This is a genomic window from Streptacidiphilus sp. EB103A (assembly GCF_041261405.1).
Taxonomy (GTDB): domain Bacteria; phylum Actinomycetota; class Actinomycetes; order Streptomycetales; family Streptomycetaceae; genus Streptacidiphilus.
In genome coordinates this window covers 1-26,004 of record NZ_JBGCAQ010000043.1, presented here as the reverse complement: position 1 = coordinate 26,004, position 26,004 = coordinate 1, and the positions used below count along the sequence as shown (strand labels likewise).

Here is a 26,004-nt window from a genome sequence, read left to right as displayed (position 1 = left end):
GTCCGCTGACTGCCCCGACCCAGCCACAACCACACCCACTCAACCGGAAAACTGCACCTCATCGAGCTACAGCACAGTTCACCACCACGCTCTCAGTGGCACGCTGCTGGAACGGTCCGAGCGGACTGGTTCACTGGACGACCTGGAGGAGGCTGTCGACCTAGCCGAGGAGGCGGAGCGCGCCGATCCCGCGAGCCGCGATCTCTCCGACCACGTGCACCATGTCGCCCTCGCTCGCAGGACCCGCTTCCTCCGTCTGGAGGATGCCGACGACTTGGCTGCAGCCCTCGACGCGCACTCCCGGGCGCTCGATGCCTGTGCCAGTGACTCCCCCTCCCGGCCGGCGCTGCTGAGCAGTTGGGCCAACACCCTGCGCACCCGCTATGACCTGGAGCGGAACCCAGAGGATCTGCGTGACGCGGTCACGGCACAGGACGAAGCCCTGGCCGCCGCGCCCCGGGACTCTCCAGACCGGGCGGGGTACTTGAACAACCTCGGTGCCACGCTTTCAACTCTCGGTTTCGCGCATGACGACCCCGCAGCGACCGACCGCGCCAGTGGGGTGCTGTCCGAAGCGGTCAACCGCGCCAAACCTCAGTCCCTCGAATGGGCGCGGGCGCAGATCAACCTCGGCAACGTCCTCGCCGAGAGGTCCACCCGGCCGGGGGCGGGCCGACGACTGCAGGAGCGCGCCCGGGCCGCGTACGAGGCGGTACGCGCTCCCGGTGCCGTAGTCGGTCCGGAGACGGTCCTCCAACTGGCGGTCAACTGCGGAGAGTGGGCAGAGGAGCGTCAGGACTGGGCCGGGGCCGTCACCTGGTTCGAGCGCGCCCTGGACGCAGTGGACGACCTGCTGGTCACCCAGCAGACCCGGCATCACAAGGAGTCGTGGCTGCGCGATGGCAGGGGGTTGTCCGCCCGCGCGGCCCTGGCGGCGTTACGCGACAAGAACGTCGAGGCCGCCGCCATCCTCGCCGAGCGAGGCCGCACCCAACTGCTGTCCGAGGCGCTCGGACTGACCCGCCTGGAGCTGGCCCGGCTCGATACCGCCGGCCGCTCCGACCTGCGGAGGCGCCTGCACGCGGCCAGGGCTCACGAGCCCGCGTCCCAGGACGACGGCGCAGCTCGGCGAACCGGACGCGGCCCAGCCCCGCAGGACGAGCGGCGGGGCAATCTGCGCAGTCTGCGGGACGAGATCCGGTCCGTGCCCGGCTTCGAGGACTTCCTCGCGCCGCCGCGTCTGGCCGACATCGCCGCGAGCGCCCGGGGGAGGCAGCTGCTCTACGTTCTACCCGCGACGCTGGGCGGCGCGGCGCTGATGGTGGCGCATGGGCGGGTCAGCGGCTGGGAGCTCCCGGAGCTCACCGAGGACGCCGTGCGCGAGGTGGTCTCGCACTACCTTGAGGCGCTTCAGCACAAGGCGGCCGACGGGCGGCCATGGACGCGGGCCCTGGAGCAGGCGAGCCGATGGCTGTGGGACGCGGTGGTCGCACCATCGTTGGAACATCTCGATCCCGGCGTCCCGATCACCGTCGTCGCGGGCGGCCTGGTGGCCCTGCTGCCGCTGCACGCGGCCTGGACCGTCGACGACGCGTCACCCGGCGGCCGCCGGTATGCCGATGACCTGCTGGGCCTGCGGTTCGCACCCAGCGCACGGGCCATCGCCCGCGGATCGGGCCCGGTGGACGGGCGCGGCGAGCCGCGGCCGCCGGAGACCGTCCAGCTCTTGAGCGGGCCAGGCCTTGACCAAGATCGGCTTGAGGTAGCGGCGGTTCGCGCCGCCGTCCACGTGGTGGGCGGGGCCACTCCCCTCGCGCGTGTTGAGGACGCGCTGGGCGCGTTGCGCAGCCCCGGGGTGGTGCATCTGAACTGCCACGGCTCGGGACGTCCCGACCAGCCGCTGGAGAGCGCGCTGCACCTGGCCGACCAGGACCTGACCGTCCGACGGTTGCTCGGCGAACAGCTCCATGCCGACCTGGTGGTGCTGTCCGCCTGCGAGACGGCGGTGCTTGGTACCCGGTTGCCCGATGAGGCGGTGAGCCTGCCCAGCGGTCTGCTGGCAGCAGGCGTGCGCTCCTGCATCGCCTCCCTGTGGCCCGTTCCCGTCACAGCCACCGCCGCCCTCATGGGGCTGTTCTACCGGACCTGGTCCGCGCAGGATGGGACCCCCGCCGAGGCGCTGCGCCGCAGCCAGCAGCTCCTGCGCAGGTCATCCAACGCCGAACTTGCCGAACTGGTACCCGAGGTCGTACAGCCGCCGGAGGGCTGCGGGCCGTTGACCCTGCAACTGTGGTCGCGGGGGCGGCCCTTCCAGGCGATGGACTCATGGGCCGGATTCCTCTACGTCGGGGTTTAGCGTGAATTGGAGCGAGAAGCACATGGAAGAGGAAGCATTGTTCGAGGCAGCGCGCGCGATCCGCAGCTATCTCCCCGATCTGGTTCCTGGCCGCGCCGACGAGATCGACGCCAGGATCGGCGAGTCCCTCGCTCTTGAACCGTCCGAAGCAGCACGGCATCTGTCCGAACTGCTGAGCTCAGAAGCGAAGTTGCTCAACTGGGCTGCAGAGCTGGTGGCCGATCCCGAGCTGCGCCCGCCGGACGTGGCACGGAGCGTCAAGGCATACCAGCCGCTGCCCGGCACCCAGCCGCCGGTGGCGGCGAAGCGCTACATCTGCCCCGTAGGCGCAGACCGCGTGTGGTACCGCCGCAGCGCCGGGCAGGCCGTTCCCCACTGCCCCGAACATGGCGTCGAACTGGTGCCTGAGCCGCTGATGCCCTCCTCGGGGACCCCATGATCAACGCATTCTGGGGCCAGACAGCCGGGAAGCTGGCCGATCGCTGGGCGTCGGTGTCGTCCTCGGCCATGGTGTTCTGGGTCGGGGTGGTCCTCGCGTGGGTGGTCTCACACGGATGGGGCTCGACCTCCGACGCGGTGGACCGGATGATGAAGCAGCACGGCCCGGCCACGCAGGTCCTGATCCTCGTTGTCGTCCTGCTCACGGTCGCGGCCTCTGGCGTGGTCGTACAGCGCCTCACGGCACCCGCGCTACGCCTGTTCGAGGGCTACTGGCCAGCGTGGCTGCGCCGAGTACGCGACTGGCGGCTCGCCCGGGTCGGGGATCGGCACGAGTCGGACGACACCCGGTGGCAGCAGTTGGTCCCCACGGTCCAGAACGGCACTCCGACCCGCCACGAGCTCGACGAGTTCAACCGGCTGGAGGCACGGCTGCGGCACTTCCCCGACCGGGAACTGGACTGCATGCCGACCAAGGTCGGAAACATCCTCCGGGCCGCGGAAACCCGTCCGACCGACCGCTACGGCGTGGGAGTCGTCACTCTCTGGCCGCACTTGTGGGCCGTGCTGCCGGACGCCCAGCGCCAGGACCTGGCAGCCGCACGGCTCGCCCTGGACAACGCGGTCGCCGCTTGCCTGTGGGCGGTTCTCTTCCTGGTGGCCGCGACCCCGATCACCTTGTTGGCGCCGCTTCCGGCCATCGTGGTGGGAGTTGCCGCCTGGACCAGTTGGATCCCCGCCCGGGCCGTGGTTTTCGCCGACTTGGTCGAGGCCGTCTACGACCTGCACCGACTGGACCTGTACCGCGCGCTCGGCGTGCCGCTGCCCGCTAGCCGAGAGGAGGAGCCAGCAGCGGGCCGTGACTTGACCGAGCTGGTCCTGCGCGGCACCGGTGGCGGACCGATCACCGGCGGCGCGAGTGCCGGCCGATGATCTCCGCCCGCCACCCGGCGTATTCCTTCAGCGCGCGTCGAAGAGCGGTTCACCTTACCGACCGGCCCGTCGCACCCGCAGTATCAGGCGGGCGGACCGCGGCTTCGATCATCTGGCCGAAGAAGGGTACTGCTCGTTGTCAGTCGGCCGACCCGGATGCGTCGCCCGGATTCGGCTTGAGGCCCAGGTGTTGCTCGGCGCTCTGCCAGTCGGTGGCGATCGCCTGCTGGGCGGCGAGCAGGGTGACCTGTTTCTTGGGGTGTTGACGAGTATGCCTGTTCTGCACGTGGGGGAGCCGGTTGTAGATCGCTTCCCGTCGGCGGGGAGATCGTTTCCCGGCCGGGGTCGGAGATCGGCTGGGTGTGGCTAACCGGCAGGAAGGTTCAGAGGCATCCGCAGTTGCTTCCGTAGAGGAGGAACCACAGGGCCAGCAGGAGAAGCAGCGTCAGTAGTGTTGTGCCCAGGTTTCGTGCCCGGAGCGGTCCGCGGTGTCTCCAGACCGTGACCCCGACAACGGTGCCGGCGACCAGCAGGACGAGGGCGCCGACGGCGAGTACGGGACTGTGCTGCCAGCTCCAGAAGACGCCGAATCCGGCACCGGCGAGAAGCAGGCAGCTGATGGTCTGGACAGCGCCTTCACCGACAAGGTCGAGAATGATCTCCTTGAAGGCGCTCCGGGTCCTTCCCGCGCCTGCTTGTTCTGGGGGTGGGGCTGTCTCTGTCTGACTCGTTGGCCCGGAATCCGGTGTGGATCCGGATGGCGTCACCGTCACTGCCGCCCCCTTCGGTCCTGTGTGCTGCGAACGTCGGTCGCTCGCGTATGGTGCCTTGATTCGTCCGTCGAGGGTCAAGCAGGAGTACTGATTCGGGCTGGAGTTGTCCCGTTTGAGGCAGTGGCGGTCACACCCACCGGGCGTTTGGGGCTTGGCCCTACGGTTGCCAGAGGTTCTGGCTCGCTTGGCGGCCGGGCTTGGCGGCGGTGGCGGGCAGGAGCGGGTGATGGCGTCGTTGTTCCAGCGGTTGGACGAGGAAGAGGTCATCGTGCGCGGGGAGTTGGACGCGCTGCGGGAGAAGATGGCGGCCGGTGAGGAGCGTCTGGCCCGGTGACCATCACCCGGGAGACCGCGCGGCAACTGCTCGGCGAGGACCACGAGCACTCCGGTCCCACCTCTGCGGCACCCGCTGCCGCGGGGGGTTCCGGGACGGCGGAGCAGGTTCCGGTGGACCAGTTCGCGCAGTTGGAGGCGAAACTGGCTGCGCTGGAGCCCCTGTTCGCCGACCGTCCCCCGGCCGCGGCACCCACCACCGCCGCCCGATCGGCTCTGCCTGGGCCGGGGCGGGTGGAGTGGGCGGTGGGGATGGAGCGGATCGTGGCGGTGCTGGCGACGTCGGGGCGGGTGATGCGCACGCGTGAGATCGCGGCGGCGATCGGCGAGGACGCCTCGCTGCCAACACGGGTGGAGACGACGCGTTCGCGGCTCAAGCGCCTGGTCAAGCAGGGGGGCAAGGTCGTCGAGAGGAAGCCGGGCTACTTCCGGATCGCCCCTGCCCCACGTGTTGTCGGGGAGGCGCCCGGGACCGGATGAGGCAGTGGGGTCGGGGGGCGCCGTCGAGGGTTCAGCTCGACGGCGCCGGAGGTGCGCCAGCTACCGCGAAGCGGCTTACGCGTCTTCGAGCTTAGGGCGACCGCGCCGGCTTGCAGGGGCAGTGCCGCGAGTTCGTCATGCCCGGTCGGACACCGATCCGATTCAGGGCGGAATCGAGGCTCAATGCCCCACCGACCGGTCGGTCCCGGTCGCGGTCGGCCACAGGTCCGCGTCCAGCGCGGCGGCCAGGCGGGCGACGGTGGCGATGTCCGGCCACGAGTCGCCGGCCAGCAGGTTGGCGACGGCCTGCCGGTTGACCCCCGAGGCTGCGGCGACCCGCCGCAGGCTCCACCCCCGCTCGGCCAGGGCGGCTTTCAGGGTGGCGGAGATCTGCCGCACCGCCTCCGCCCCGGGCTCGGTGCCGGCCCGCTCGGGCCAGGCTTCCGGATCGTTGGAGCACTCCCGGGGGGAGCGCACGCGGGCTTCTCCGAACTAGCAGGGGGAGCAGGGGTGTTGCAAAGTCCGGTGATCTTGTAATTGCGCTGGTCAGGCGATGCCCAGGAGCGTGCGAGGCGCTCTCCTGCCGCGGCCCAGGGTCACCGGTCCCGGGGGCCCACCGTTACTCCGTCACGGGGCACGCGGTCAAGGCATCGGTGACCGCCGTTACCCCTTGGGGTGCCAACTGTTCCAGGAGACCAGTGATCCCGTACCAGCCGCCGAGCGCGGCGAGTCGTGCGGCGAGCCTGCGGGCGTCGGACGGCGCGGCCAGCCCCGCGACGACGAACAGCGCGCGGTCCCGTGTCTCGCGGAAGGCGATCGTGTCGGCGAGCGCCTCGGCCCGCTCCGTTTCCCCGCGCCGTGCCAACTCCTCGACCACGGGGACCAGTGCGTGCCCCCGCGCCCAGAGGTCGGGGATCGCCCGGGTGAGCGCCTGGGCTCGGTCCGTCTCCCCGCGCCGGGCCAACTCCTCGACCACGGCGATCAGTGCTCTGGCTCGTGCCCGTCGGTCAGTGATCGCGTGGGCGAGCGTCTCGGCCCGGCCCGTGTCCCCGCCGCGGGCCAGTTCCCCGACGATCTCCGCCTGCCAACCCGCACGGCGGTGGGGGGCGTTCATCGCGTCGGCGAAGGCCATGGCCCACTCGACGTGACCGTGCCGGGCCAGCATCAGCGCCGCCGCCGTCCGCAGGTCGTCGGCGTGCCAGGAGGTGGGGCTGCAGGCGTCGAGCAGTGTCTGCGTCCGCTCCACCAGCGCGAGGACCACGTCCGCTTCGGCGGTCTCGGCAGCCGCCTCCAGCACGTCGACCATGACTGCGGGGTAGAGGGGCGATGTGCCCGGACGGCGCAGGAGGGCGTCGAGCCGATCCAGGTCGCCGAGGCCGACCTCGGGGACCAGGATCGCCGTCAGCGGCCGCGGCCCGCCCCGGTCGTGCCCCCCACCGCCGGGTCCGTGGAACCGGGCGAGGTCCTCCAGACGGTCGACGAGGTCACCGGCCCGGACGTGGTCGCCGGCCGCGGTGGCCACGTCGAGAAGGAGGGTGAGCACCCGTGAGGACGCACTACCCGCGGCGCGGTCGGCGAAGTCGAGTGCGCCGCGGAAGTCCCCGGTGTCCGCCAGCGCTTTCGCCAGGAGGGCCCAGGTGATGCTCCAGTTGTGCGGATAGCGGACCCGCTCCGCCAGCGCGAGGGCCCGGTCGAGTTCACCGGCCCTGGCCCACGCCGGCACCAGCGCGACCAGGGCACGATCGTGGCAGTCCCTCACACGGATCGAGTCGACCAGCGCCTGGGCCCCGAGCAGGTCTCCCGCGCCGGCCGCCTCCTCCACCAGCGCCAGCAGCGCTTCGCCCTGCTTGGGCTCGTCGCTGATCGTGAACGCCAGCTCGGCCGCACGCGCGAGGTGACCGGTCCGGGCGAGTGCCCTCAGATGCCACAACGGAACGGGCTCGCGGGCACCATCCACATCCCGTGACGCCAGCAACCGGAACAGGGTCACCAAACACGGTTCGAACCCGCCCGGGAGGACGCCCTTTCCGGCATCACTCTCCCGGGCAAGGCCACAGCGCCGCTCACGCCACCGCTCCATGAACAGCTCATAGCCCCACTCGGCCATGCCCTTCTGCGTACTCACGTCGCCCCCGGTCGCGTCCTGCCGCTGTCCCGTAGCGTAGGGCCTGCTGCGCGCCACCGGGCCAGTGCCTGGACGCATGGCGGTGGAGGCATCCACCTCCGCGGCGGGGCGTGCCGCGTTGGTCGCGGAACCCCCACGCGTTCCCCATCGTCTCCCCAGGAAAGGGCGGGACCCCGCACGACGGGGGCGGGCCGTGGAGGCGGGGAGGGGCGCGTGAGCGAACACGAGGCGGCGCTGGCGGTGGGAGCCGCCGGCGGCCTGGGTCGTTACCGGAGCTTCGCGGTCCCGGAGTCCACCGTCGGCGACGGGTTCTTCATGGCGATGGGCCTGTTGTTCCTCGGGGCCTCCAGCTACGAGCTGGTCCTCGGTGCCCCGCTCTGGCCCGACGGGGTACTCCTCACCTGTGGGCTGTTCATGGGATTGGGCATGGCCGGCCCCGCCTTCTGGCCCCGCTTCCAGCGACGCCGAGGAGGCCGCCTGGAGCGCCTCTACTGCTTCGAAGACGGCCTCGTGATCGGCAGTGGCCACACCATGCGCCCCATCCGTTGGTCGGACGTCACCATCACCAGCGAGGGCTGGGAGTCGGGAAGCGAGTACCGCCCATCGGGCACGAGTCGCACTCTCACCACACCCGACGGCACCGTGCTCGCCCGGTTCACCGGTAAGGAACCCGAGCGGGTCGGCGGCTACCAGGTGACCCTCCTCCACCAGGCCGCCACCGAGCGTGAAGCCGTCCACGCCTCGCCGGGCCCGACGCCGAGTGACGCGCGACCCACCGAAGCCTGACCGGGCGGTCACGGACTGACCGCGGAGCCGATCGCTCGGATGCATCCCGGCTCTCGCCAATTGTCAGCCGAGCGGGGGCGGTTCAAAGTCCCGGTGATCACGTGAGTCCGCAGGTCGCGGCGGTCCAAGGGGGGGGTCGGGCCGGGCCGTCACGAACGCAACGAAGCTCCGGTTGAACGGGGTGACCTTCCCAAGTCGCCCTGAACCACCGGAGCTTCGATGTGCCGCCAGTCTGCCACCGTCTGCTTGACCAAGTCGCCCGATCTGGAGGGCGTGGCGGGATTGCCGCTGGTGGAGCGGTTGCGGGTGCTGCCCGATCCGCGTCGGCGGCGCGGTGTGCGTCATCCGTTCGTGGCGGTGCTGCTGGTTGCCGCCTCGGCGGTTGTCGCCGGCGCGCGCTCGTACGCGGCCATCGGCCAGTGGGCCGCGAACGCTCCGCAGCACGCCCTGGCCCGCCTTGGTGCCCGGGTCGTGGGGGCGTTGGGCGTGCGAGTCGCACCGAGTGCCGCCACGATCCGGCGGCTTGTCGGTCTGGTCTGCCCCGGCGGCCTGGCGGACCTGACCGGCGCTGATCCTGCAGGCTCGCACTCGGTGGCCGTCGACGGCAAGGCCGCCAGAGGGTCCCGGCACGGTGAGTTGCCCGCCGTCCACCTGCTGGCCGCGATGACCGGCGACGGCCGCACCGTCACCCAGCTGCGAGTTCCCGACAAGACCAACGAAATCACCTGCTTCGCCGCGCTGCTGGCACCCTTCGACCTGACCGGGGTCACTGTCACGGCCGACGCCCTGCACACCCAGCGCGCCCACGTGCGCTTCCTGGTGGAGGAGAAGAAGGCCCACTACCTGCTGGTCCACAAGGCCAACCAGCCCAGGCTGCACCACCGACTGCGGTCGCTTCCGTGGAAGGACGTCACCGCGCGCCGCTACGACCGCGAGACCGGCCACGGCCGCAGGGAGACCCGAGTGACCAGGGCCCTCACCGTCACCGATCTCGGCCTGGACTTCCCCCACGCCGCCCAGGCCGTACGCATCCTGCGCCACCGCACCGACCTCAAGACCAGCACGGTCAGCCGCCAAACGGTCTACGCGATCACGGACCTGACCTCGCATCAAGCGTCGCCCCAGCGCCTGGGCCAACTCGCCAGGTCACAGTGGACCATCGAGAACCGGCTCCACTTCGTCCGTGACACCACCTTCGCCGAGGACGCCTCAAAGATCCGCACCGGACACGGCCCCGACAACATGGCGACCCTGCGCAACCTGGCGATCAACACCCTCCGCGCCGCAGGGCACCGCAACATCGCCGCCGGCATCCGGCACTCCTCCTACGAGCCCTTCACCCGCCCGCTCGACCTGCTGGGCATCATCTGACCAGCACGGCTACAAGATCACAGGACTTTGCAACGGCCCTGGCAACCGACGCAAGACAGAGAAAAGCGATGCCGAGTGGGGTGGAATTCGTATCGATGATTTTTGACGCACGGTGGGGTGGTGGTGGCGACCGAGCGCGGGCCTTTTGAGGCTGTCAGGCGTCCTCAATATGGGTGCATTCTCTCCTAAATCGGATGGAAGAGCGTGAGTGTGTCGTACCGCGACTTCGCCAAACCGCTGCCACAGTGGGCGTTCGTGCACTGTTCCTGGGAAGGGCCGTCCATGTCGTTGCCGAAGTACCGGATCCTCCTACTCGCAGGGACCATCGGCCTGACCGCAGCGGGTATCGCCGGATCCGCAGCAGCAGCCGCACCGGGCGCCGCGCCCGCGGCCCCGCAGGTGGAGCGGGTCTGTACCGGCCCCAACCAGATCAGCAGCGACGCCGACGGCAAGCAGATGCGGGTCGAGGTCACCCTGTGTGCCAGCACCGACGGCCGCACGGTCTAGTACGACCTCAGCCAGACCTGTGCGACCTCCAATACGTTCGATCCTCTTTGGCATGACTTCCCCAGCTGCAACATGTCCTCGCAGTCCGGCGATGTCTCGAAGGGCGGCAAGGAACTGGGCGGCGGAGCCGACCCCACCTACGCAGGCCCCGGCACGTACTCGTTCACGGTCAACATGCACGTGCGGGGCAACCACGAGAACGTGAACATCTGGGCCGACGGCACCACCACCTACACGCTCGACTTCACCCACGCCGCCGACGCCTCCGGCGTCAGGGTGACCGCCGTGGTGGCGCCTTCCGGCGGCAGCACCACCGACCTCATCGTCGGCAACAGCGGCACCGGGACCGCGCACAACACCGTCCTGAGCATCGGAACCCGCCTGGGCGCGGACACCCCCGCCGCGCAGGCGATCGAGGCGTACGCCGTGGATCTGACGGCGAACCCACGGGACGCGAAGACCGTGGCCGCCGCGAAAAAGAAGGCGCAAGACTTCCCCGACGACGTCAACAAGCACACCGACGACCCCCAGTGTGTGTCCTCCCAGGAGGTGACCGTGTGCGACCTGGGCGACCTGGGCCCCGGGGCTTCGAAAAGGTTCCCCCTGAAAATCATCTCTTTCCTCACCGACTGGCACGTCTCCGCGGCGGAGGACCCGAAAGGCGAGTCCGGGGTCGTGCCGAGGACGTCGAACTGAGAGCGACGGCTCGCACGGCCAGGTCCGCTCATCGGTGGCTCTGGGTGTGGAGTCGGGCGAGTGCCTCCAGGGTGGTCCTGGGCTGGCTGTCCGGTATCAGGGCGCCCAGGGCGTGCAGGGCTGCACTGAGGTGGTGTTCGGTCTCCAGGTCGGTTTGCTGGCGGGCGCCGCAGCGTTCGATGAGGTCTGCGGCGAGTTGTGCGTCGTCGTTGCTGAGGGGGGTCTGTCCGCGAAGGTAGAGCTCGGCCAGTCTGTCCCGGTCGGTGCTGGTCGAGGCTAGCGCCGCGATCACGGGAAACGTCTTCTTGCGGGACTTCAGGTCGGACAGGGCCTGCTTTCCGGTCAGTGCCGGGTCTCCCCAAATGGCCAGGGAGTCGTTGTGCAGTTGCCAGCTGAGGCCGGTGTGGTGCCCGAACACGGCCAGGGCGTCGATGTGGCGGGCATCGGCATGGGCGAGCAGGCCGCCGAGAGTGCACGCGCATTCCGCAAAAGCGGAGGCCTTGCCCGCGTACATGGCGAAGCATTCATCGAGGGTGACGTCGTCCCGCTGCTCGAAGTCGATGTCGAGCAGTTGTCCGTCGTTGAGTTCGTTGACTGCCCTGGCCAGTCGGCGCACCGCTTCGATACCGTGCTCCTGGTTGTCGGCCAGGGCGTCGAAGGCCAGGCCGGTGAGCGCGTTCCCGGTCAGGATCGCGGCTGGTCGCCCGAAGAGCGACCAGACAGACGGCCGACCGCGGCGGGTCGGATCCTCGTCGATGATGTCGTCGTGGATGATGACCGAGCTGAATGCCAGCTCGCAGGCGACGGCGGCCGGCATCGAGTGCTCCGTGCTGCCTCCTGCCACGTCGGCGGCCAGGAGTGCCAGGACGCCCAGCCGTCGTCGGGCGCTGGCCGCTCCCCCCGGGGTTCCGTGCTGGTCGGTCCAGCCGAAGTAGTACTCGGCGATCCCGCGCGTGGGCCTTCCGAGGCGGCCCACCGCGGCCTTCAGGGCCGGTTCGATGCGGGACTGTGCTTCGCGCAGTCCCGCATGCAACTGCTGGGCCTGATCCGCCGACGGGTCTTGTGCGCGCATGGCTTTGCCCTCACTGCTCGTCGCCCAGGTAGCGTCCGGTGTCCAGGAACGTCCAGTCCAGCAGGCCGCGCATGACGTCCTGGAGCGTTGCAACGATGCTCTCCAGATTTGCGCGGTCGACGGCTCGAAGGGTCAGATACGGCCCGGTCAGCCGAATCTCATCCTTCAGTCCGAGAAACCTCTCCACGCACCGGCGGATGAGCGCGTGTACATGCTGGACCGATTCCTCGCGCGTCTCCCCGAGATGGTGCTCCCGCAGGAGCACCAGATTGAACATGTGACCGGCGGCCTCCTCTCTCGCCGCGGAGAGGATGTCGTTGATATGGGCGCATACATCGAGCTCGATCTCGAACATCGCCTGCAGTTCCGGCGTGCAGTACAGGTGGTCGGATATTTCGAAACCTCCGAACCTCTCCGCGAGATCCGGGATGATGATCATGGCGCACGTCTTGCGGCGCAGGATGGTGTAGGCATCGAGCGCCGGGACCTCGCCGCGGCTGCGGAACTCGACCTCGGTGAGACAGCCGTCGAAGAAGTCCTTCCAATGGCCTGCCCAGCGCGCGCACCACTGCGCAGACATCCCGGCCGTCGAACGCTCCCACACCTGAGCGAACGCACGGCCGAACACGCTGGGCCGCGGGGGCGCAACCGCCGTGGCAGCGCGGAACATCCTCTCCGTCAACTCTGCGACCATGTCACGGGCCACGTCCGGACGGTTTCCCGGCGGGACTCCGAAGTAGTCATCGATCAGGAATCCGAGGTCGTTGATGTCCGAGAGGAGATTCAGCTCCGCGAGACCCACCCGTGGCAGCATCCGCCCGCACAGCGCCGCGCCCCTCCTCCTGGCGTACTGGCTCACGAGCCCCTCGCTGGAGGCCAGGCCCATGGATCGCTCCCATGCCAGCGTGTGGGCATGCGTGCTGGCCACATGCTGGTTGATGCCGCTGGGGAACGGAAGGTAGAAGTCTTCGAGTGCGGGCACGTCCCACCCCTCACGGATACGCCATATCAGCGGATCGGCCGATCGCAGACCAGCCGCGATGGAAGGTTCCCATTCGACTGTCCCCGCAGAAACCGCATGCGAACAGTCTCTGCGCCCGGCGCATGGACGCAGACCTCCAGCGTAGTCGAGTGACTGGGCCCCCATTCGGCCCGGCGGCACATCCGCGAAGCGACAAGCTGCCGGGGACGACCAGGGGCGTGCCAGATCCGAATCGTCGGGATGAACCGCACCGGGTTCGATGTAGAGCGGCAAGTTACGCGCTCAGGGTTTCCTCGGCGTCGGTGTGTTGGTGATAGTAGGCGGTTTCGTGTTCGGCTGGCGAGGTGTGGTCCAGGGCGCCATGGAGTCGTCGGTGGTTGTACCAGTCGAGCCATTCCGCGGTGGCGAACTCGACCTCGGTGAAGGTCCTCCAGGGTCCATGACGGTGGATCAGCTCGGTCTTGAACAGGCCGATCGTGGACTCGGCCAGGGCGTTCCCGGAGCGGGCGGCCCGGCTCACCGAACTGGCCATGCGCTGGGAGTAGTTGCCGCCGCCGCTTGTGCGAGCCTCAGCCACCGGTCGGCACCATCGTGATGACGACCTCCGAACCGGTGTGCGTCACGGTCGTGCGGTAGTCCTGATCCCCGGCGTCGTCATCGTCGCCGGGCGTGTGGAGCCGTTCAGGGAGCCGAATATACCTGCGGGCGCAGCCCTGCTCATCCGAGCATCCACACCCCCAGCCCGGCAGGAAATCTGCTGCCCGGTACTGATCACAAGCCGCGCACCGACGACCGACTCGGGTCGATATCTGATGGTTCTCCAGACGTCTAAAGGTGTCTCATTCGAGTGACTTCGCTGGTGTGGCTTGTGTGCCGGTCTGGGTGCCCACGGGATGTGTCGCCGTCGGGAGTGGCGGCCAAGGGTGGGAGGAGCCGTGGTGCAGCAGGTGGACGCAGCGGCGACCGTCATCATCGCCCTCACCTCGGAGAACGCCGCCTTGCGCGAGCGGGCATCGCGGGGTTCCAGTGCTGTCCTCCCGCTCCGCCCGCGGAGGAGTTGATATCCCGAGAGCTGGGCGGCAGCCCGAGCGGAGTCTGCAGCCGCGGGCGCACTCGCCTCGGTGTCCCGAGGGGTCTGGGCCCGCCTCTCTCCAACCTCTTACTCGGCCAGGTCCAGGCCGAGGTCGACCGCCAGCTTCTTGGCGGCCTCCAAGGCCTCCGGCGCGGCGTTCCCCCGCAGGGCGAGGGAGATCGGCACGTCCGCCTTGTCCAGGGTCGGGATCATCACCCCGACGCCGACGAAGGGGGTGCTGTCCGGCAGCCGGTCGGCCAGACGACGCGCCCAGATATGCCCCGATCTCATCCACGCGTTGCCAGTCCGAGCGGCATCGATGAGCAGGATCGTCGGCCTGGCCTCCGCCTGCTTGATCTTCTGCTCGTCGTCCAACACCGCCAGCACCACGGACTCGACGTCCTGAAGATGACCGGACAGCTCGAACCCGTTCTCCACGACGACATGCGATCCAGGCGCCAGGGGGATGGACTGTTCGAACAGCCGGACGGCGAGATCCAGTCGAGGAGTGGCGGCCCACGGCTGATCCAGCTGAGTAACCCTGGTCCCCCAGGCGCCGGCCCACACTCGGTCGAGAGTCTCCTTGATGATCGCCTCGCGGGCGTCCTTCTTGATCACAAGGGGCATCTCGCTGCAGGCGAGGTGGACGGTCACTCCGACCTCAATCTCATCGAGGGCCGCCTTCAGTTCGCTCACCAGGTCCCTCAGGCCGTTGGGACGGCGGGCCTTCACTTCAAGGGCCAGGTTCGCCTCGCGCAGGATCAGGTCCGGCTCGGGACTTCCCTTGCGGGCACCGAAGTCGAAGCCGACGCCGGCGGAGGCGAGCTTCGCGGCCGCCACAAGCTCAGCGCGGACGATCAGAAGATCGTCGTCCGTCTTGGCCTTGAGGAAGTCGCCCTTCGGCTGGCTGAGCCGCAGCGGCTCGGCCTTCTCAAGCGTCGCGATGATGTCGTCGAACGCCTGCAGGACGGTCCGGCGAAAGCTGGTGGGGTGATCGCTCTCGTCCGCGGCATCGAACTGCTCCCGCAGCGGATGGGTCGCGGGGGTGGTGCCCATCCAACTCGCGAGCGAGGGGAACAGGCTGGGCTTGCTCATGTGGTGTCCCTTGGTGTCCATCGGAATCCGGCCGGAGGCTGATCACTCCGCGGCGGCCACAGCAGGTTACTCCAGACGGACGGACGGTTACTATCCATCTTTTCGAGATCGGTCGCACAGTCAGCACACGTGAGTCCCAGACCAGTCCACGAGAGCTGGAGCTGGCCCCCTGTCTCATGAGACACGCGGACTCTGGAGAAGGACGGTTTCCGTCGCCGAGCGTGCGGGATCGAGGACGGCGCGGGACGGGGACAGCCGGGCAGCGGGCCATCCACGAAGGGATTTGCTGGCGTCATACCCGATGGGACAGCATCTCCTAGTGGCCCCCAACGTGTACGACCGCCCCGTCAGCGACTATGAGTACATTCAGCGAATTCGCCGGCACCAACCGAGCTCCCTACTCCCCCTTGTCGCCGCTGCTGCCGCGCAGTACGCGTCCGTGGCGGACCCCGACCACTGGATGAAGAGCCCGTACCGCCAGTTCACGCCTTGGGCACTCGCCGATGTCGCTCGCGTCGCCTTCGGCCGCGGGACGGAGCACAACCGAACGCCTGCCACCGACCGGGATCTCCTGGAGATCCTGGCCGCGTACTCCGCCTTGGCCGACCCCGCACAGCTCGTGACCTCCGGCGAGAACGCGCTTGAGGGCTTCTTGCTGCGGATCACTGGGGCACAGCTCGCATGGCAGACTCCTGAGTTCCACGCCCTCGCCCGCACGGCCGCGCTGTTCCGCGAGACCGCCGTGCCGGCGGACAAGACCGTAAGGTGCCTCGTCCCGGGGTGGGAGGAGAAGCTCTTCGGCTGCTCGCTCCCGGAGTACGTCGGCACGGTACAGCTCTTGTGGGGTGCGGCAGTCGCCGGACAGGGGCAGCTGCCTCAGTCCTGGTTCGACTCGCCGGAGGCCGCCGAAATCTCCCAGCACCTCGACAAGACCACAATCACAAAGGTCATAGAGGACCACCTGGCCGTGGACCAGGCGGGATTCAAGGATCTCGAGGAGGCGGCCAGGAGCCGAGCATCCGCACAGACCCGCACGCAGTCACAAGCGCGGCGCTTCACCTACAACCCGGTCCGTGAATGCCCGGTCTTTCGTGATGTCCTGCCGGGGGCCCTGCTCATCCCCAGTCCGCAGCTCATGTGGCACAAGGCGAGCCCGGCGGGCGTGTACTTCAGCGGCTTGGCCGGACTCGGAAAGCACTTCCCAATCGAGGTCGGTTACCTGTTCGAGCAGTACGTCGGGCGGCAACTCAGGCTACTTCCGGACGCCGAGGTCTTCCCCGAGGTCCGGTACAAGGACGGCAAGGACACGGCCGACAGCATCGACTGGTTCGTCGTGTTCGACGACCTCGTCCTGCTCGTCGAGGTGAAGTCGGCTATGCCGACCGAGGCGCTGCGTCTTGGCCAGGCCCAAGGGCTCGCGGAGCTGACCGCAAAGCTCGGCCACGCGCACGAGCAGTTGGAGAAGTCAGCAACAGCGGTGCGCACGTACCGCGCGGATTTCGCCCATATCCCGACCGACCGCCCCTTGATCGGGATGGCCGTCACCCTGGAGCCGTTCCACCTGGTGAACTCACCGTTCCTCAAGTCCGCTCTCCCGACCACCTCTCTCCCGGTCCTCACCGCCAGCAGCTACGAGCTGGAATTGCTGGTGACGGTCTCGGACACCTCTGTGCCGAAGTTGCTCCTGGACCGTCAGGCCGCCGCCGACCAGTCCACCTACTCCCTCAAGGCAGCCCTCGGCGGTCACCAACGCCGCGAAAACAGCGTCCTTGCTGCTGGGTGGCGTCACTACCCCTGGGGCCGCAACGGCACAGTGGCGGCCGCACACCAGTCCCCCACGCCAAAGCCGTCCGCGTGAGGCTTGTCGCACCGGCACGATCACTCACCCTGCTGGCTCCTACACGCCTGCCGCGAGCCCGGCCCTGGCCGCTCCGCCGACGGCCGGTTGACCGAGCTGGGAATGAGGCCGAGGGGTGTAACGCGGCAGTGTGACGCGGCTCCCGGAGCCGGTGCACCGGGACTCGGTGCAGGTCAGGCGTGCGACACGCGTCTGATGTAACGTCAGGTTTTAGCGTCGGCCCGGTGCGTCGTGGCGGGGAGCGGGACCGTGCAGCATGGAGCCATGGCTGTGGAGACCGAGGTGCCGTTGACGGGCGGGCGCATCACGCCCGGTGTGGTCAGGGTCGGCGACACGGTGCGCCGTGCGGTCACCGCGGCGCCGTCGTTCGTCGCGCAATTGCTCGGTCACCTCCAGGAGCAGGGGTTCACCGGAGCCCCGCGCCACCTCGGCACCGACCGGGCCGGCCGCGACGTCCTGACCTACCTGCCCGGCTGGGTGCCGCCACGATTCCGAACGTGGGCCGACTGCCAGGTGGCCGCTGCCGGGGCGCTGCTGCGTGGCCTGCACGACGCCACCCGCGGCAGCCTGCTCGCCGGTGACCATCCCGTGGTCTGCCACGGCGACCCGGGACCGAACAACATCGTCTTCTCCAGCGAGGGCGACGCAGTGCCCGTCGCCCTCATCGACTTCGACACCGCCGCCCCGGGCGACCCGGTCACCGACATCGCCTACATGGCGTGGACCTTCTGCGTGTCCTCCAAGCCCACGACACCGCCCACCGCCGTCCAGGCCGCGCAGGTACGCGTCCTCACGGACGCCTACGGGCTGGACGCCGCCTCCCGCACCCACCTCCCCGACGCCATGCTCGAACGCCAGGCCCATAACGCCCGGTGCTGGAGCAGCCACCTGGACCGCCCCAGGCCCCGCGTCACCGACGACCACCAGATCACCGAGCGCATCCGCTGGTCGGAGCGCGAGCACGCCCACACCGCGGCCAACCACCACGTCTCGCGGCAGCCCTGCGCTGACTACGACGATCTCCCGCCCCGGAGCCATAAGCTGCTCAACTATCAACCGGAGGAGCGCCACCCCATGGGACCGACCATCGACAGGCCCGCCCCGCAGGTCACCGCCACGCACCTGCGCACCCTGCTGGACTCCTCCGCTGAGCACCCAGTCCTCTACATCAGCTACGGCGAGGACTCCGAAGTGGAATTGGACGTGTGGGCCGCCGGGCTGGTCCACCAGGCCGACATCGTCCTCACCCGCGCGACCGCTCTTGACCTGCTCGGCGAGGAACCCGACAGCGAGACCATCACGGCCTTCCTGCCCACGGTCCAGCAGGCCGTGGACGAGATGATCTCGGTCCGGGGCTTGTGACGCTGATCGGTTGGCCCGTCGGCTGCACGCCACTGCCTTGCTGCTGCAGCAGCACGTGTCTCACCGCAGCGCTACATGCAGCCCGCCGCGTCGGGCCACCGGCCGGTAGAGGCACGCTCTGGGGTAGCGACTGCGGTTGTATTCCAGGTAGTGGCATGGGTAGTGGCCGGGGTGGTGACTGGGAACGCCGACTCCTGCCGGTGTCGACACAAAACCGCAGGTGGGAGTGCTGGTAACCGCCACCGAAGAATCCTGACAACCCCCTCTGTGAGCCCCTCTCCTGTACTTGTACGGGTGAGGAGTGGCGGGTCTGGGCGTACGTCGGAGCTTGCGGCGGCGCTGCGCTGAGCTTCGGGGAGTCCCGATGACGCTCGGCGACGCCCGGCACCCGCACCGCGTTTATGCCCGCGGACGACGGTGCGGCACCCCGAACACCATCAACGGCGATCAGTGGTCGGCTTTCCATGACCGGAGGATCGAGGCGATCTGCTGGACCCCGAGCAGACCGGCGGAGACGTCCCTGACCGGGGTGACGGCGTCGGCAGGTTTGTAGTCCAGCGTGTGGTCGTTGATGGCGAGGAAGCCAACGGCGGCGGCCCACGCGAAGGCGCGGTTGCTGTGCTCCAGGCTGGGCAGTCTGGCCAGGGTGTCCAGCAGGGTCGCGGCCTTGAGCAGTTACTGCTGTAGACGTCCTGGCCCGTCGCGGCGGCCTCGTGACGGGCGACCACGGCATACAGCGGTCCTCGGTCGTCGACCTGAGGATCGCCGGGAAAACTCTCGGCCAGGCGGAGCAGGTAGGGGACTTCGGCGAACTGGGTCACGCGGCACTGCCCCGGCTTCGGTAGACCGCGGTCAGCGTGCCGGTCGAGGGGCTGGCGTCCCGGTGGTGACTCGGTAACCAGTGCGGTCACCAGGGCTTTGAGGCGTTCTCGTGACCGGGCGGCCCCGCAATGGTGGCTGGAGCGGTGACGGGGCGGGGCTTGCCTGGACGGTACCCGTCCCTTGTCCCGGAGGTTCCTGATGTCCGTTCCGTTCCTGCCTGGTCTTCCGGGCCCGTTGCCCCCGGTTCTGGTGGCCACCGTGGTGTATGCCGTCGTCGGTCTGGGCTACCTCGCGCTGGCCGGCACCGAGTTGCCGGAGCGGATGCGGCCCGAACACCTTGAGGATGACGCCCGCCCGGTGGCCCGAGCCGCTTGGACGGCGACGGTACTGGTCCTGGCCCTGGTGCTGTGGCCGGCCGGGCCGCTCCTGCGCGTGGCACGCAGCGGTCCGGTCCGGCGTCGCCTCGCGGCGGTGTCCGGGTGGTTCCGGAGGGCGCCGGAGCGGTGGCATCGGCATCCGCGCGGCGGCGCGCAGCCGGGTCTGAGTAGTACAGCTGCGGGTGCCGCACGGCCGCAGTACCCGCACGGGTCGCAGGTGCGGCACGGATTCGACGCCGTGCTGGACTTCCCCGGTGCAGCGGCCCGGCTGGTCGCGGCCTGTGAGCAGGGGCGTCTGGTGGATGCGGTGTTCCTGGCCAGTGCGTTGGTCGACGAGACCACGGTGCGGTGCGGTCCGGATCATCCGCAGGTGCTGGACGCGATGGAGCTGCTGGCGCATGTCGCGTACCTGGTGGGAGACCAGGGCCGGTGCGTGCGCCTGTATGTGCATGTCGCCGGTCGCCGGGCCTGGCATTACGGCGTCGACCATCCCGGAGCGCGGGCCGCTGTTCGCAACGCCTATGCGGTGTGGCTGTCCGCGTCCGACCAGGTCGCGCTGCGCACCGGCCTGCCCTTGGTGGCATGCATGCGGCTGGTGGCGGGCAGCGCCGCGCCGGCCACGGTGTCGAGTGAGTGCCGTCTGCGCGCTCTGCAGGCGCCTCACGGTTCGGGCTGGTGACTGATGACCTGTGATACCGAACCTGGACCGATTGACAGCGAACTTGGACGGATGGCGGGTTTGTGACAGCGAAGATGGACCGCCGCAGGCCAGGGGGCCGGAAGCCGTCAGCAATTGGGGCGTACGTCGAGGTGCGGGGCCTCAGCTCGAGCGCGAGGTAGCGGGCCGGTCCAAACGGGCTACGAATAGGGGGCAGCCAGCCGTGCTGGACGGCCCGCCCACCGGCCTCGATACGGCTGCGAGCGCCCAGCCGTTGTGCGCACGCCCGGCCCGGCTTCCGGCTGGGCCAGGCGTGCGTCCCGGCTCAGGCTGGGCGTACGTTGCGCGCGGCCCCGGCCGAGGGCCTGCCCGCGGCGTCCTGCAGCGCGAGACGCGGTGCGCGCCTGATGAGGGTGATGCCCAGGCAGGCGACCCCGACGGCCATCACCAGCAGGCCGGGCGGGAACGTGGCGGCCGGGAGCACGCCGCGCAGCGCGACGGGGGTGGCGCCGAGCACGTAGGCCGCGACGGCGACGCGGGGTGCCTGGCCGGCCTGCCACATCGCTGCGCCGAGGATGACGGCACCGAGCAGGAAGACGATCGATGAGGCCTTGAACATGGCGCCGGTCAGGCCGCCGAGAAGGGTGGCGATCTGTGCCTTGGTCAGCTCGGGGAAGACCAGGTTGAGGATGTACTCCACACCGAGGAGCCCGGCCATACCGAGGAAGTTGAGCGTGTAGCCGACCACGCCCAGGGTGCCGGACCGCCGCCGGTCGGCGAGGTACAGGCCGGTGATCAGCAGCAGCCCGAACGCCTCGGCCAGCGGTGCGAGTGCGTGGGTGAAGGCCAGGTCGTCTGGGATGAGCGCGCCGCGCCGGGCACTGTTGAGAATCAGGATGGCGGCGGAGATCGCCCCCGCCCAGCCGGCGAGTCGGTAGAGGGTGTGCGTGGGCATGGTTCCTCCGGCAGTAGGCGATAACACTTGTAATAACGTATGTCCCGGAGGGCTCGTGACGTTGCGGCGAGGCGGGTCTGTAATGCTTCGGAAAGATCTGGAGAGGGGCGCGTGCGATGGCTGATGGCGAGGACCTGCGCGGGCAGTTCATCGAGGCTGCGCTGCGGGTGGCTGCGGCACACGGCCCGGCCGGCCTGACGGTACGTCGGGTCGCGGAGGAGGCCGGCTCTTCCACAATGGGCGTCTACAGCCGCTTCGGCAGCCGTACGGGCATGCTGCAGGCGCTCTACGAGCGAGCGTTCGACATGCTGCGGGACGCCTTCGGCGCGATACCCGTCACCGGGGACGCCTTCTTGGACGTACGCGCCCTGGCCCTGGCCTACCGTATCTTCGCGCTCCAAGGCCCCACGCGCTACGCGTTCATGTTCGAGCAGGCGGTGCCCAAGTTCGACCCCGGCCCGGACCTCCGGGCGCGAGCCCTGGAGAGCACCTTCGGGGTGCTGGCCGCCGCAGTCGCCCAGGCCGACGCACAGGCGACTCCCGAACGCGGCGCGTACCTGCTCTGGACGGCAATGCACGGCATGGTGAGCATCGAGCTGACCCATCGAGACCGCACCGAGCTGCCCGGCTGGTCCATCGCGTCGGACTGGGAGGGCATCTACCTCGACGGCGTGCGCGCAGTCTGGAACGGCCTCGCCCTCTGACCTCACCGTGCCGCCGCTGACGAACGCGGAGATCTCCCGCTAACTGACGATCACCGCAGGAGGATCGGATCCCCGACGGCGCGGGCGCCCCACCATTGACCCACGCCAGCCCCATGAACTGCGAATTCAAGATGGAAAGTGCTCATTGAGACGGGGCAGTCGGGCCCGGCCGACAGCATCCGCTGCCCATTCGTCAGGCTTGCCACGGATCAGCGCTTCACCAGGCTGCTGGCCTGCGGCGGTCCATCTTCGCTGTCACAAACCGCCATCCATCCACGCTCGCTGTCAATCGGTCCAGGTTCGGTGTCACAGGTCACAGGTGACTGACCGGTGACCGGTGTCCGGCGCTGAACGGGCCGTTGATGCGGGTTCGTGATCTGCGCCGGGTGGTTTCGGTGACCCGGCTGGTGATCGCCTCGGGGTTCTCTCGGGAGGTCGATACCGATCATCGTGGAGGTTCCTCGTGGAAGCCGTACCTGACTGCCGTTCAACTCCAGGGCCGTGGTGGCCCGCACCGGTGCACGCGCGGGACCGGTCGACGGCCGGGCGGTGGTACCGGTGAGCGCCGGCCTGGGTCTGGTGGTCCTGCAGACGGCGCTGTCGGCCGCGGCGGATGGCTGGACGGTGGTGCTGTGGCTGGGCCGGAACCTGGTGGCCGTCTGCCTGTGCAGCGCCGTGCTGGCGGGTGTCGGCATCGCGGTGCGTGACCGGCTGGCAGTGAAGGCCTTCGGGGAGCGGACGCGGTTCACGCTGACGCCCAGCCGGCGGTTCGACCCCTCGCCGGAGCAGATCTGGCGTCAGGCCGCACTGCTGCTGCGGGCTTCGAACGCGGGTCCGTGGTGGGCGCCGATGAAGGCGAGGTCGGTGCGGCTGCGGCTGCGCGCCGACGGCTCCTCCCCGCTGGAGTGGAGCATGGAGGGCGCCGCCTCGACCGCCCGGCTGCTGGCCGGCACCCCCTTCGCCGAGGCGACCGTGGCCCAGGCGCCGCCGGTGCGCGACAAGGCCCGGCAGCACACAGCGCGCGCGGAGTTCACCGTGCGCGGCAACCCCGCGGCGGCGCTGCGCGAGGTGCCTCTGGATCCCGATCCGCTGCAGCCGGTCGTGGACGCGGTCGCAGCCCTGCGCTCGGATCTTGGCGACCTGGCCGAGATCGTCCTGGACCTGCAGCCGGTACCGCGCTGGCGCATGCGGATGCGGCGCTGGCAGCTGATGGCGAGGGCCCGGGAGCGGGCCCGCGCGGCCGCGCGGCGCGAGTCGCGGATGCACGCGATCGACGCGGCCGACCTGGAGGAGTCCTGGTTCCACCAGCTGGGCAGGCTGCTGGACTCCGGCCAGGGCCGCAGTAGTTCGCGCCGCTTGGCGCTGGCCGCCCGCCCGAGGCCGGTCTCGCGCGAGCAGACGCTGGGACGGCTGGGCAGTGACCGCGGCGTAGTCCGCATCCAGCTGCTGGTGCGCTGCTGCTCCGAGACCGCAGGGCGGGCCGAGATGCAGAGGCAGCGGCTGACGGCCGCCATGGACGTGTTCGCCGGGACCTCACGCCTGGGCGCAGACGTGTGGCGGCTGGGTCCGTGGCGCATCGACGCGGACACCTCCTGGCGGGCCCGGAGCTTCGACCGGCGCTGGAGCGGGGGCCTGGTGGCGCCGCGTGCGGAGAACTGGGTCGGGATCGGCGAGCTGACCGGACTGTTGAAACCGCCCACCGTCCACTGCCGGATGCCGGTGCTGGCCAGCGAGGTGCCCACCTACGAGTTGGGCAGCAGCGAGCTGATGCCCCAGGGCTGGCACACGGCGCCCGACGGCAGCCGTCGGCTCATCGCCAGCCCGCTGTCCGAGAGCCTGTTCGGGGTGGCGGTCGGCAAGGCCAATTACGGCAAGACCGAGCGCTCCCTGGTGCAGGCGATCGCGGTGGCCCTCGGCGGTCACGGCCTGATGTTCATCGATCCGCACAACGACTCGTGGAAAGCGGCCGAGGCCTACCTGGCCCACGACAGCATCCGCTCGCGGGTCTGGCGGCTGGACCTGACCAACCCCGACGGCGCAGCCAGAGTCGGCGGATGGAATCCCCTGGCGGTGGACAAGGGTCAGGACCCGGCGCAGATCGCGGCCGCCGCGGTCAACGCCTTCGCCAGTGTCATGGGCTGGAACGACGTCGCCGCCCCCCGTGCCCTGACCATTCTCACCAAGTGCGTCCAGGCCCTGGTCGCCGTCAACGCCGCCGCGGTCACCGCCGGGCTGCCGCAGTCGCAGGCCACCGTCTTCCAGATCCCCACCCTGCTCCAGGACCCCGCCTTCCGGGAGGCGGCCGTACGCCACCTGTCCGGCAAGGACGCGCGCTGGTGGGAGACGACGTTCACCACCTACGGCGAGGACGCGTTCGCGGTCGTGCTGAACCCGCTGGAACGGCTCGCTGCCGACCGGGTCGCTCACGCCCTGCTGGGGACGCCGACCGGCGGCTGGGACGTCCGCAAGGCCATGGACACCCACCGGGTCGTCTGGGTGTCCCCGGCCGGCACTGGCCCCACCGACCGGCTCCTGGTCTCGCTGATCATGCAGGACCTGCACCGGGCTGCCCTGTCCCGGCGCGACCTGGCGCCCAAGCGGCGCCAGCCCTTCTTCGTCTGGCTGGACGAGCTGATCACCCTGGACGGCGCCGCCTCGGCCACCATCGCCGCCATCGCCGAGGAACTGCGCAAGTTCGGGATCCGGCTGCACGCGATGACCCAGTTGCTCCAGCGCGTCCAGCAGACCACCCGCGACAGCCTGATCCAGAACGCGTCGATCCTGTCCAGCACAGCCGGATCCGCCGCCGCCATCAAGATCATCACTGACGAGTGGCATGGAGCGGTGGACCCGGCACTGGTCGCCGAACTCCCCCGGTTCAACCACTACCTCTCACTCACCGTGGACGGCGAGCGCATCGGCCCGCTGCGGATCGAGGGCCCCCAGGTCAAACAGGTCTTCCGGAAACTCCGCACCCCGGACAAGACAGCCGACCTGGCCCGCAGCTCCCTCAAGGCCCTGGGCGCCCTGCCCATCTCCCGGCGTCTGGCCATCGCTGAGCGCCAGGACGAGGTCGTGCTGCGGTTCCTGACGCACGGCGGACCACCGCCGGACGAACCGCATCTGACGCTGGCCAAACCGTCCGGCCCCCGCAGCTCTTCCTCCACCCGCCCCGGCGCCGACGGCCGCGCTGCCGGCACCCGCGCCACCGAATCGAGGCACCAGTGACCACGACGGACGCCACCCCCTACGCAGCGCAGGCGATCACCGTGCTCTACCAGCACCGCATGGCCACCCAGACCCAGCTGCACCACCTCCTGGCGCCCACCAGGTCGGCCCAGTGGACCTCCAAGAAGCTGACCGCCCTGCGCACAGAGGGCCTGGCCGACTACATCACCCTGCCCCCGCCCGGACGCCAGCACGTATGGTTCCTCACCGACTACGGCCGCACCGTGGCCGCGGACTGGCCCGAACTGCGCCAACTGCCCACCCCGCCACCGGTGGCCACCGACCCCGTCGCGGTCCGCCTGCGCACCTCCCACACCCTGACCGTCCTACGGACCCACCTCGCTTTCCTGACCGACGCCCGGCGACGCGGCGACGAGTACGGGGTCCTGGACTGGGTTCCCGAGCGCTACCACAAAATCACCGACCAGCACGACGACGCGGTCATCGCCGACGCCCTGCTGCACTACACCGCCACCAGCACCGGCACCGGGGGCCGCGCGCAGTTCCGCGCCTTCGTCGAAGTCGACCGCGCCACTACGAGCAGCGAGCGCCTGGCCACGAAACTGATCGGCTACGGCCGGTTCTTGGAGTACACCCCGCTACCCGTTGGCCGGCGCAGCGCCGCCCAGACGCAGAGCGCACTGCCGCTGTGGCAGAAGAGCTACCCGCTGTTCCCCCGGGTGCTGTTCGTGATCACGAACATCGGCGGGCTCGGGCTGCGCAACCGCATCGAAGACCTCAAGTCCATGGCGTCCGCGCATCCGCTGGCCGCGAACCTGGTCCGCAAGGTCCCCGTCGGCGTCGCCCGCCTGGAGGACCTCGAGGAACACGGCCCCAGCGCAACCGTGTGGACCGCCCTGGACGGCCGGAACCAGCCCTGCGGATGGATGGACCTGTAACCGGGCCGCGGGGGGGGGGGGGGGGCCGCGGCCCCCCCCCCCCCCCCCCCCCCCCCCCCCGGGCCCCCCCGGGGCCCCCCCCCCCCCCCCCCCCCGCGCCCCCCCCCCGGGGCGGCGGCGCG

General features: G+C 69.8%; 21 protein-coding genes and 1 pseudogene. 14 read left to right on the top strand and 8 right to left on the bottom strand.

The window, feature by feature from the left end:
- The 3 genes from ABH941_RS40125 to ABH941_RS40115 all read left to right on the top strand — a co-directional run.
- Nucleotides 1-2,356: CHAT domain-containing protein (locus ABH941_RS40125; RefSeq protein WP_370137866.1), on the top strand; the 2,356-nt coding region annotated here is incomplete at its 5' end.
- Between the two features lies 1 nt (nucleotide 2,357).
- On the top strand, nucleotides 2,358-2,795 hold the full coding sequence (locus ABH941_RS40120) for a hypothetical protein (protein ID WP_370137862.1): 438 nt from the start codon (nucleotides 2,358-2,360) through the stop codon (nucleotides 2,793-2,795).
- A complete protein-coding gene (locus ABH941_RS40115; RefSeq protein ID WP_370137844.1) occupies nucleotides 2,792-3,727 on the top strand; it encodes a hypothetical protein in 936 nt (311 codons plus the stop codon). The genes ABH941_RS40120 and ABH941_RS40115 overlap by 4 nt, the downstream gene beginning before the upstream one ends.
- A 139-nt stretch (nucleotides 3,728-3,866) precedes the next feature.
- Here the strand turns inward: ABH941_RS40115 and ABH941_RS40110 are convergent, their stop codons facing one another.
- Nucleotides 3,867-4,013, bottom strand: coding sequence for a hypothetical protein (locus tag ABH941_RS40110; RefSeq protein WP_370137841.1), 147 nt, complete (start codon nucleotides 4,011-4,013; stop codon nucleotides 3,867-3,869).
- Between the two features lie 817 nt (nucleotides 4,014-4,830).
- Here ABH941_RS40110 and ABH941_RS40105 point away from each other — a divergent pair.
- Nucleotides 4,831-5,313: a hypothetical protein gene (locus tag ABH941_RS40105; RefSeq protein ID WP_370137821.1), complete on the top strand. Its 483-nt coding sequence runs from the start codon at nucleotides 4,831-4,833 to the stop codon at nucleotides 5,311-5,313.
- A gap of 180 nt (nucleotides 5,314-5,493) precedes the next feature.
- On the opposite strand, the gene ABH941_RS40100 is transcribed toward ABH941_RS40105, so the two are convergent.
- Together ABH941_RS40100 and ABH941_RS40095 are read right to left on the bottom strand one after the other, a co-directional pair.
- Nucleotides 5,494-5,790, bottom strand: a complete 297-nt coding sequence (locus ABH941_RS40100; RefSeq protein WP_370137801.1) for a helix-turn-helix domain-containing protein — start codon at nucleotides 5,788-5,790, stop codon at nucleotides 5,494-5,496.
- A 142-nt stretch (nucleotides 5,791-5,932) separates the two neighbouring features.
- A complete protein-coding gene (locus ABH941_RS40095) occupies nucleotides 5,933-7,438 on the bottom strand; it encodes a hypothetical protein (protein WP_370137771.1) in 1,506 nt (501 codons plus the stop codon).
- A 213-nt stretch (nucleotides 7,439-7,651) separates the two neighbouring features.
- Between ABH941_RS40095 and ABH941_RS40090 the strand changes: the two genes are divergently transcribed.
- The 4 genes from ABH941_RS40090 (at nucleotide 7,652) to ABH941_RS40075 (ending at nucleotide 10,798) form a co-directional block, all read left to right on the top strand.
- Entirely contained in the window at nucleotides 7,652-8,224 is a 573-nt protein-coding gene (locus ABH941_RS40090) for a hypothetical protein (protein ID WP_370137758.1), read from the top strand.
- Between the two features lie 219 nt (nucleotides 8,225-8,443).
- Nucleotides 8,444-9,595 (top strand): ISAs1 family transposase, encoded by a 1,152-nt coding sequence (locus ABH941_RS40085; RefSeq protein WP_370137754.1) that lies wholly within the window; start codon nucleotides 8,444-8,446, stop codon nucleotides 9,593-9,595.
- A gap of 282 nt (nucleotides 9,596-9,877) precedes the next feature.
- A complete protein-coding gene (locus tag ABH941_RS40080) occupies nucleotides 9,878-10,102 on the top strand; it encodes a hypothetical protein (protein ID WP_370137748.1) in 225 nt (74 codons plus the stop codon).
- 72 nt (nucleotides 10,103-10,174) lie between these two features.
- Nucleotides 10,175-10,798, top strand: coding sequence for a hypothetical protein (locus ABH941_RS40075; protein WP_370137740.1), 624 nt, complete (start codon nucleotides 10,175-10,177; stop codon nucleotides 10,796-10,798).
- A 28-nt stretch (nucleotides 10,799-10,826) separates the two neighbouring features.
- Here ABH941_RS40075 and ABH941_RS40070 read toward each other — a convergent pair whose 3' ends face one another.
- The 4 genes and pseudogenes from ABH941_RS40070 to ABH941_RS40055 all read right to left on the bottom strand — a co-directional run bounded on the left by ABH941_RS40070 (nucleotide 10,827) and on the right by ABH941_RS40055 (nucleotide 15,019).
- Nucleotides 10,827-11,870, bottom strand: coding sequence for a polyprenyl synthetase family protein (locus tag ABH941_RS40070; RefSeq protein WP_370137722.1), 1,044 nt, complete (start codon nucleotides 11,868-11,870; stop codon nucleotides 10,827-10,829).
- A gap of 10 nt (nucleotides 11,871-11,880) precedes the next feature.
- A complete protein-coding gene (locus ABH941_RS40065) occupies nucleotides 11,881-12,852 on the bottom strand; it encodes a terpene synthase family protein (RefSeq protein ID WP_370137692.1) in 972 nt (323 codons plus the stop codon).
- A gap of 274 nt (nucleotides 12,853-13,126) precedes the next feature.
- A pseudogene (locus ABH941_RS40060) lies at nucleotides 13,127-13,354 on the bottom strand (integrase core domain-containing protein); the annotation flags it as partial.
- Between the two features lie 657 nt (nucleotides 13,355-14,011).
- Complete coding sequence (locus ABH941_RS40055; RefSeq protein ID WP_370137687.1) at nucleotides 14,012-15,019, bottom strand: hypothetical protein; 1,008 nt, start codon at nucleotides 15,017-15,019, stop codon at nucleotides 14,012-14,014.
- A 301-nt stretch (nucleotides 15,020-15,320) separates the two neighbouring features.
- Here ABH941_RS40055 and ABH941_RS40050 point away from each other — a divergent pair, with 301 nt between their 5' ends.
- From ABH941_RS40050 to ABH941_RS40040, 3 genes are all read left to right on the top strand, one after another.
- Complete coding sequence (locus ABH941_RS40050) at nucleotides 15,321-16,877, top strand: nuclease-related domain-containing protein (protein ID WP_370137681.1); 1,557 nt, start codon at nucleotides 15,321-15,323, stop codon at nucleotides 16,875-16,877.
- Between the two features lie 264 nt (nucleotides 16,878-17,141).
- The gene (locus ABH941_RS40045; RefSeq protein ID WP_370137672.1) at nucleotides 17,142-18,239 is read left to right on the top strand and encodes a phosphotransferase family protein; all 1,098 of its coding nucleotides are present in this window, start codon (nucleotides 17,142-17,144) and stop codon (nucleotides 18,237-18,239) included.
- Nucleotides 18,240-19,259: 1,020 nt separating this feature from the next.
- Nucleotides 19,260-20,117 (top strand): hypothetical protein, encoded by an 858-nt coding sequence (locus ABH941_RS40040; RefSeq protein ID WP_370137666.1) that lies wholly within the window; start codon nucleotides 19,260-19,262, stop codon nucleotides 20,115-20,117.
- A gap of 304 nt (nucleotides 20,118-20,421) precedes the next feature.
- On the opposite strand, the gene ABH941_RS40035 is transcribed toward ABH941_RS40040, so the two are convergent.
- Nucleotides 20,422-21,051 (bottom strand): hypothetical protein, encoded by a 630-nt coding sequence (locus tag ABH941_RS40035; protein WP_370137661.1) that lies wholly within the window; start codon nucleotides 21,049-21,051, stop codon nucleotides 20,422-20,424.
- A gap of 116 nt (nucleotides 21,052-21,167) precedes the next feature.
- Between ABH941_RS40035 and ABH941_RS40030 the strand changes: the two genes are divergently transcribed.
- The 3 genes from ABH941_RS40030 (at nucleotide 21,168) to ABH941_RS40020 (ending at nucleotide 25,882) form a co-directional block, all read left to right on the top strand.
- Nucleotides 21,168-21,755 (top strand): TetR/AcrR family transcriptional regulator, encoded by a 588-nt coding sequence (locus ABH941_RS40030; RefSeq protein ID WP_370137657.1) that lies wholly within the window; start codon nucleotides 21,168-21,170, stop codon nucleotides 21,753-21,755.
- Nucleotides 21,756-22,313: 558 nt separating this feature from the next.
- The gene (locus ABH941_RS40025) at nucleotides 22,314-24,983 is read left to right on the top strand and encodes an ATP/GTP-binding protein (protein WP_370137653.1); all 2,670 of its coding nucleotides are present in this window, start codon (nucleotides 22,314-22,316) and stop codon (nucleotides 24,981-24,983) included.
- Nucleotides 24,980-25,882, top strand: a complete 903-nt coding sequence (locus ABH941_RS40020) for a replication-relaxation family protein (RefSeq protein WP_370137650.1) — start codon at nucleotides 24,980-24,982, stop codon at nucleotides 25,880-25,882. Before ABH941_RS40025 ends, ABH941_RS40020 begins: the two co-directional genes overlap by 4 nt.
- Nucleotides 25,883-26,004: the final 122 nt, after the last annotated feature.

Coding starts and splice junctions, on each gene's coding strand:
- ABH941_RS40115 (WP_370137844.1), top strand. CDS start 2,792: ATGATCAACGCATTCTGGGGCCAGACAGCCGGGAAGCTGGCCGATCGC.
- ABH941_RS40085 (WP_370137754.1), top strand. CDS start 8,444: ATGTGCCGCCAGTCTGCCACCGTCTGCTTGACCAAGTCGCCCGATCTG.
- ABH941_RS40080 (WP_370137748.1), top strand. CDS start 9,878: ATGTCGTTGCCGAAGTACCGGATCCTCCTACTCGCAGGGACCATCGGC.
- ABH941_RS40075 (WP_370137740.1), top strand. CDS start 10,175: ATGTCCTCGCAGTCCGGCGATGTCTCGAAGGGCGGCAAGGAACTGGGC.
- ABH941_RS40070 (WP_370137722.1), bottom strand. CDS start 11,870: ATGCGCGCACAAGACCCGTCGGCGGATCAGGCCCAGCAGTTGCATGCG.
- ABH941_RS40055 (WP_370137687.1), bottom strand. CDS start 15,019: ATGAGCAAGCCCAGCCTGTTCCCCTCGCTCGCGAGTTGGATGGGCACC.
- ABH941_RS40050 (WP_370137681.1), top strand. CDS start 15,321: ATGGGACAGCATCTCCTAGTGGCCCCCAACGTGTACGACCGCCCCGTC.
- ABH941_RS40045 (WP_370137672.1), top strand. CDS start 17,142: ATGGCTGTGGAGACCGAGGTGCCGTTGACGGGCGGGCGCATCACGCCC.
- ABH941_RS40040 (WP_370137666.1), top strand. CDS start 19,260: ATGTCCGTTCCGTTCCTGCCTGGTCTTCCGGGCCCGTTGCCCCCGGTT.
- ABH941_RS40035 (WP_370137661.1), bottom strand. CDS start 21,051: ATGCCCACGCACACCCTCTACCGACTCGCCGGCTGGGCGGGGGCGATC.
- ABH941_RS40030 (WP_370137657.1), top strand. CDS start 21,168: ATGGCTGATGGCGAGGACCTGCGCGGGCAGTTCATCGAGGCTGCGCTG.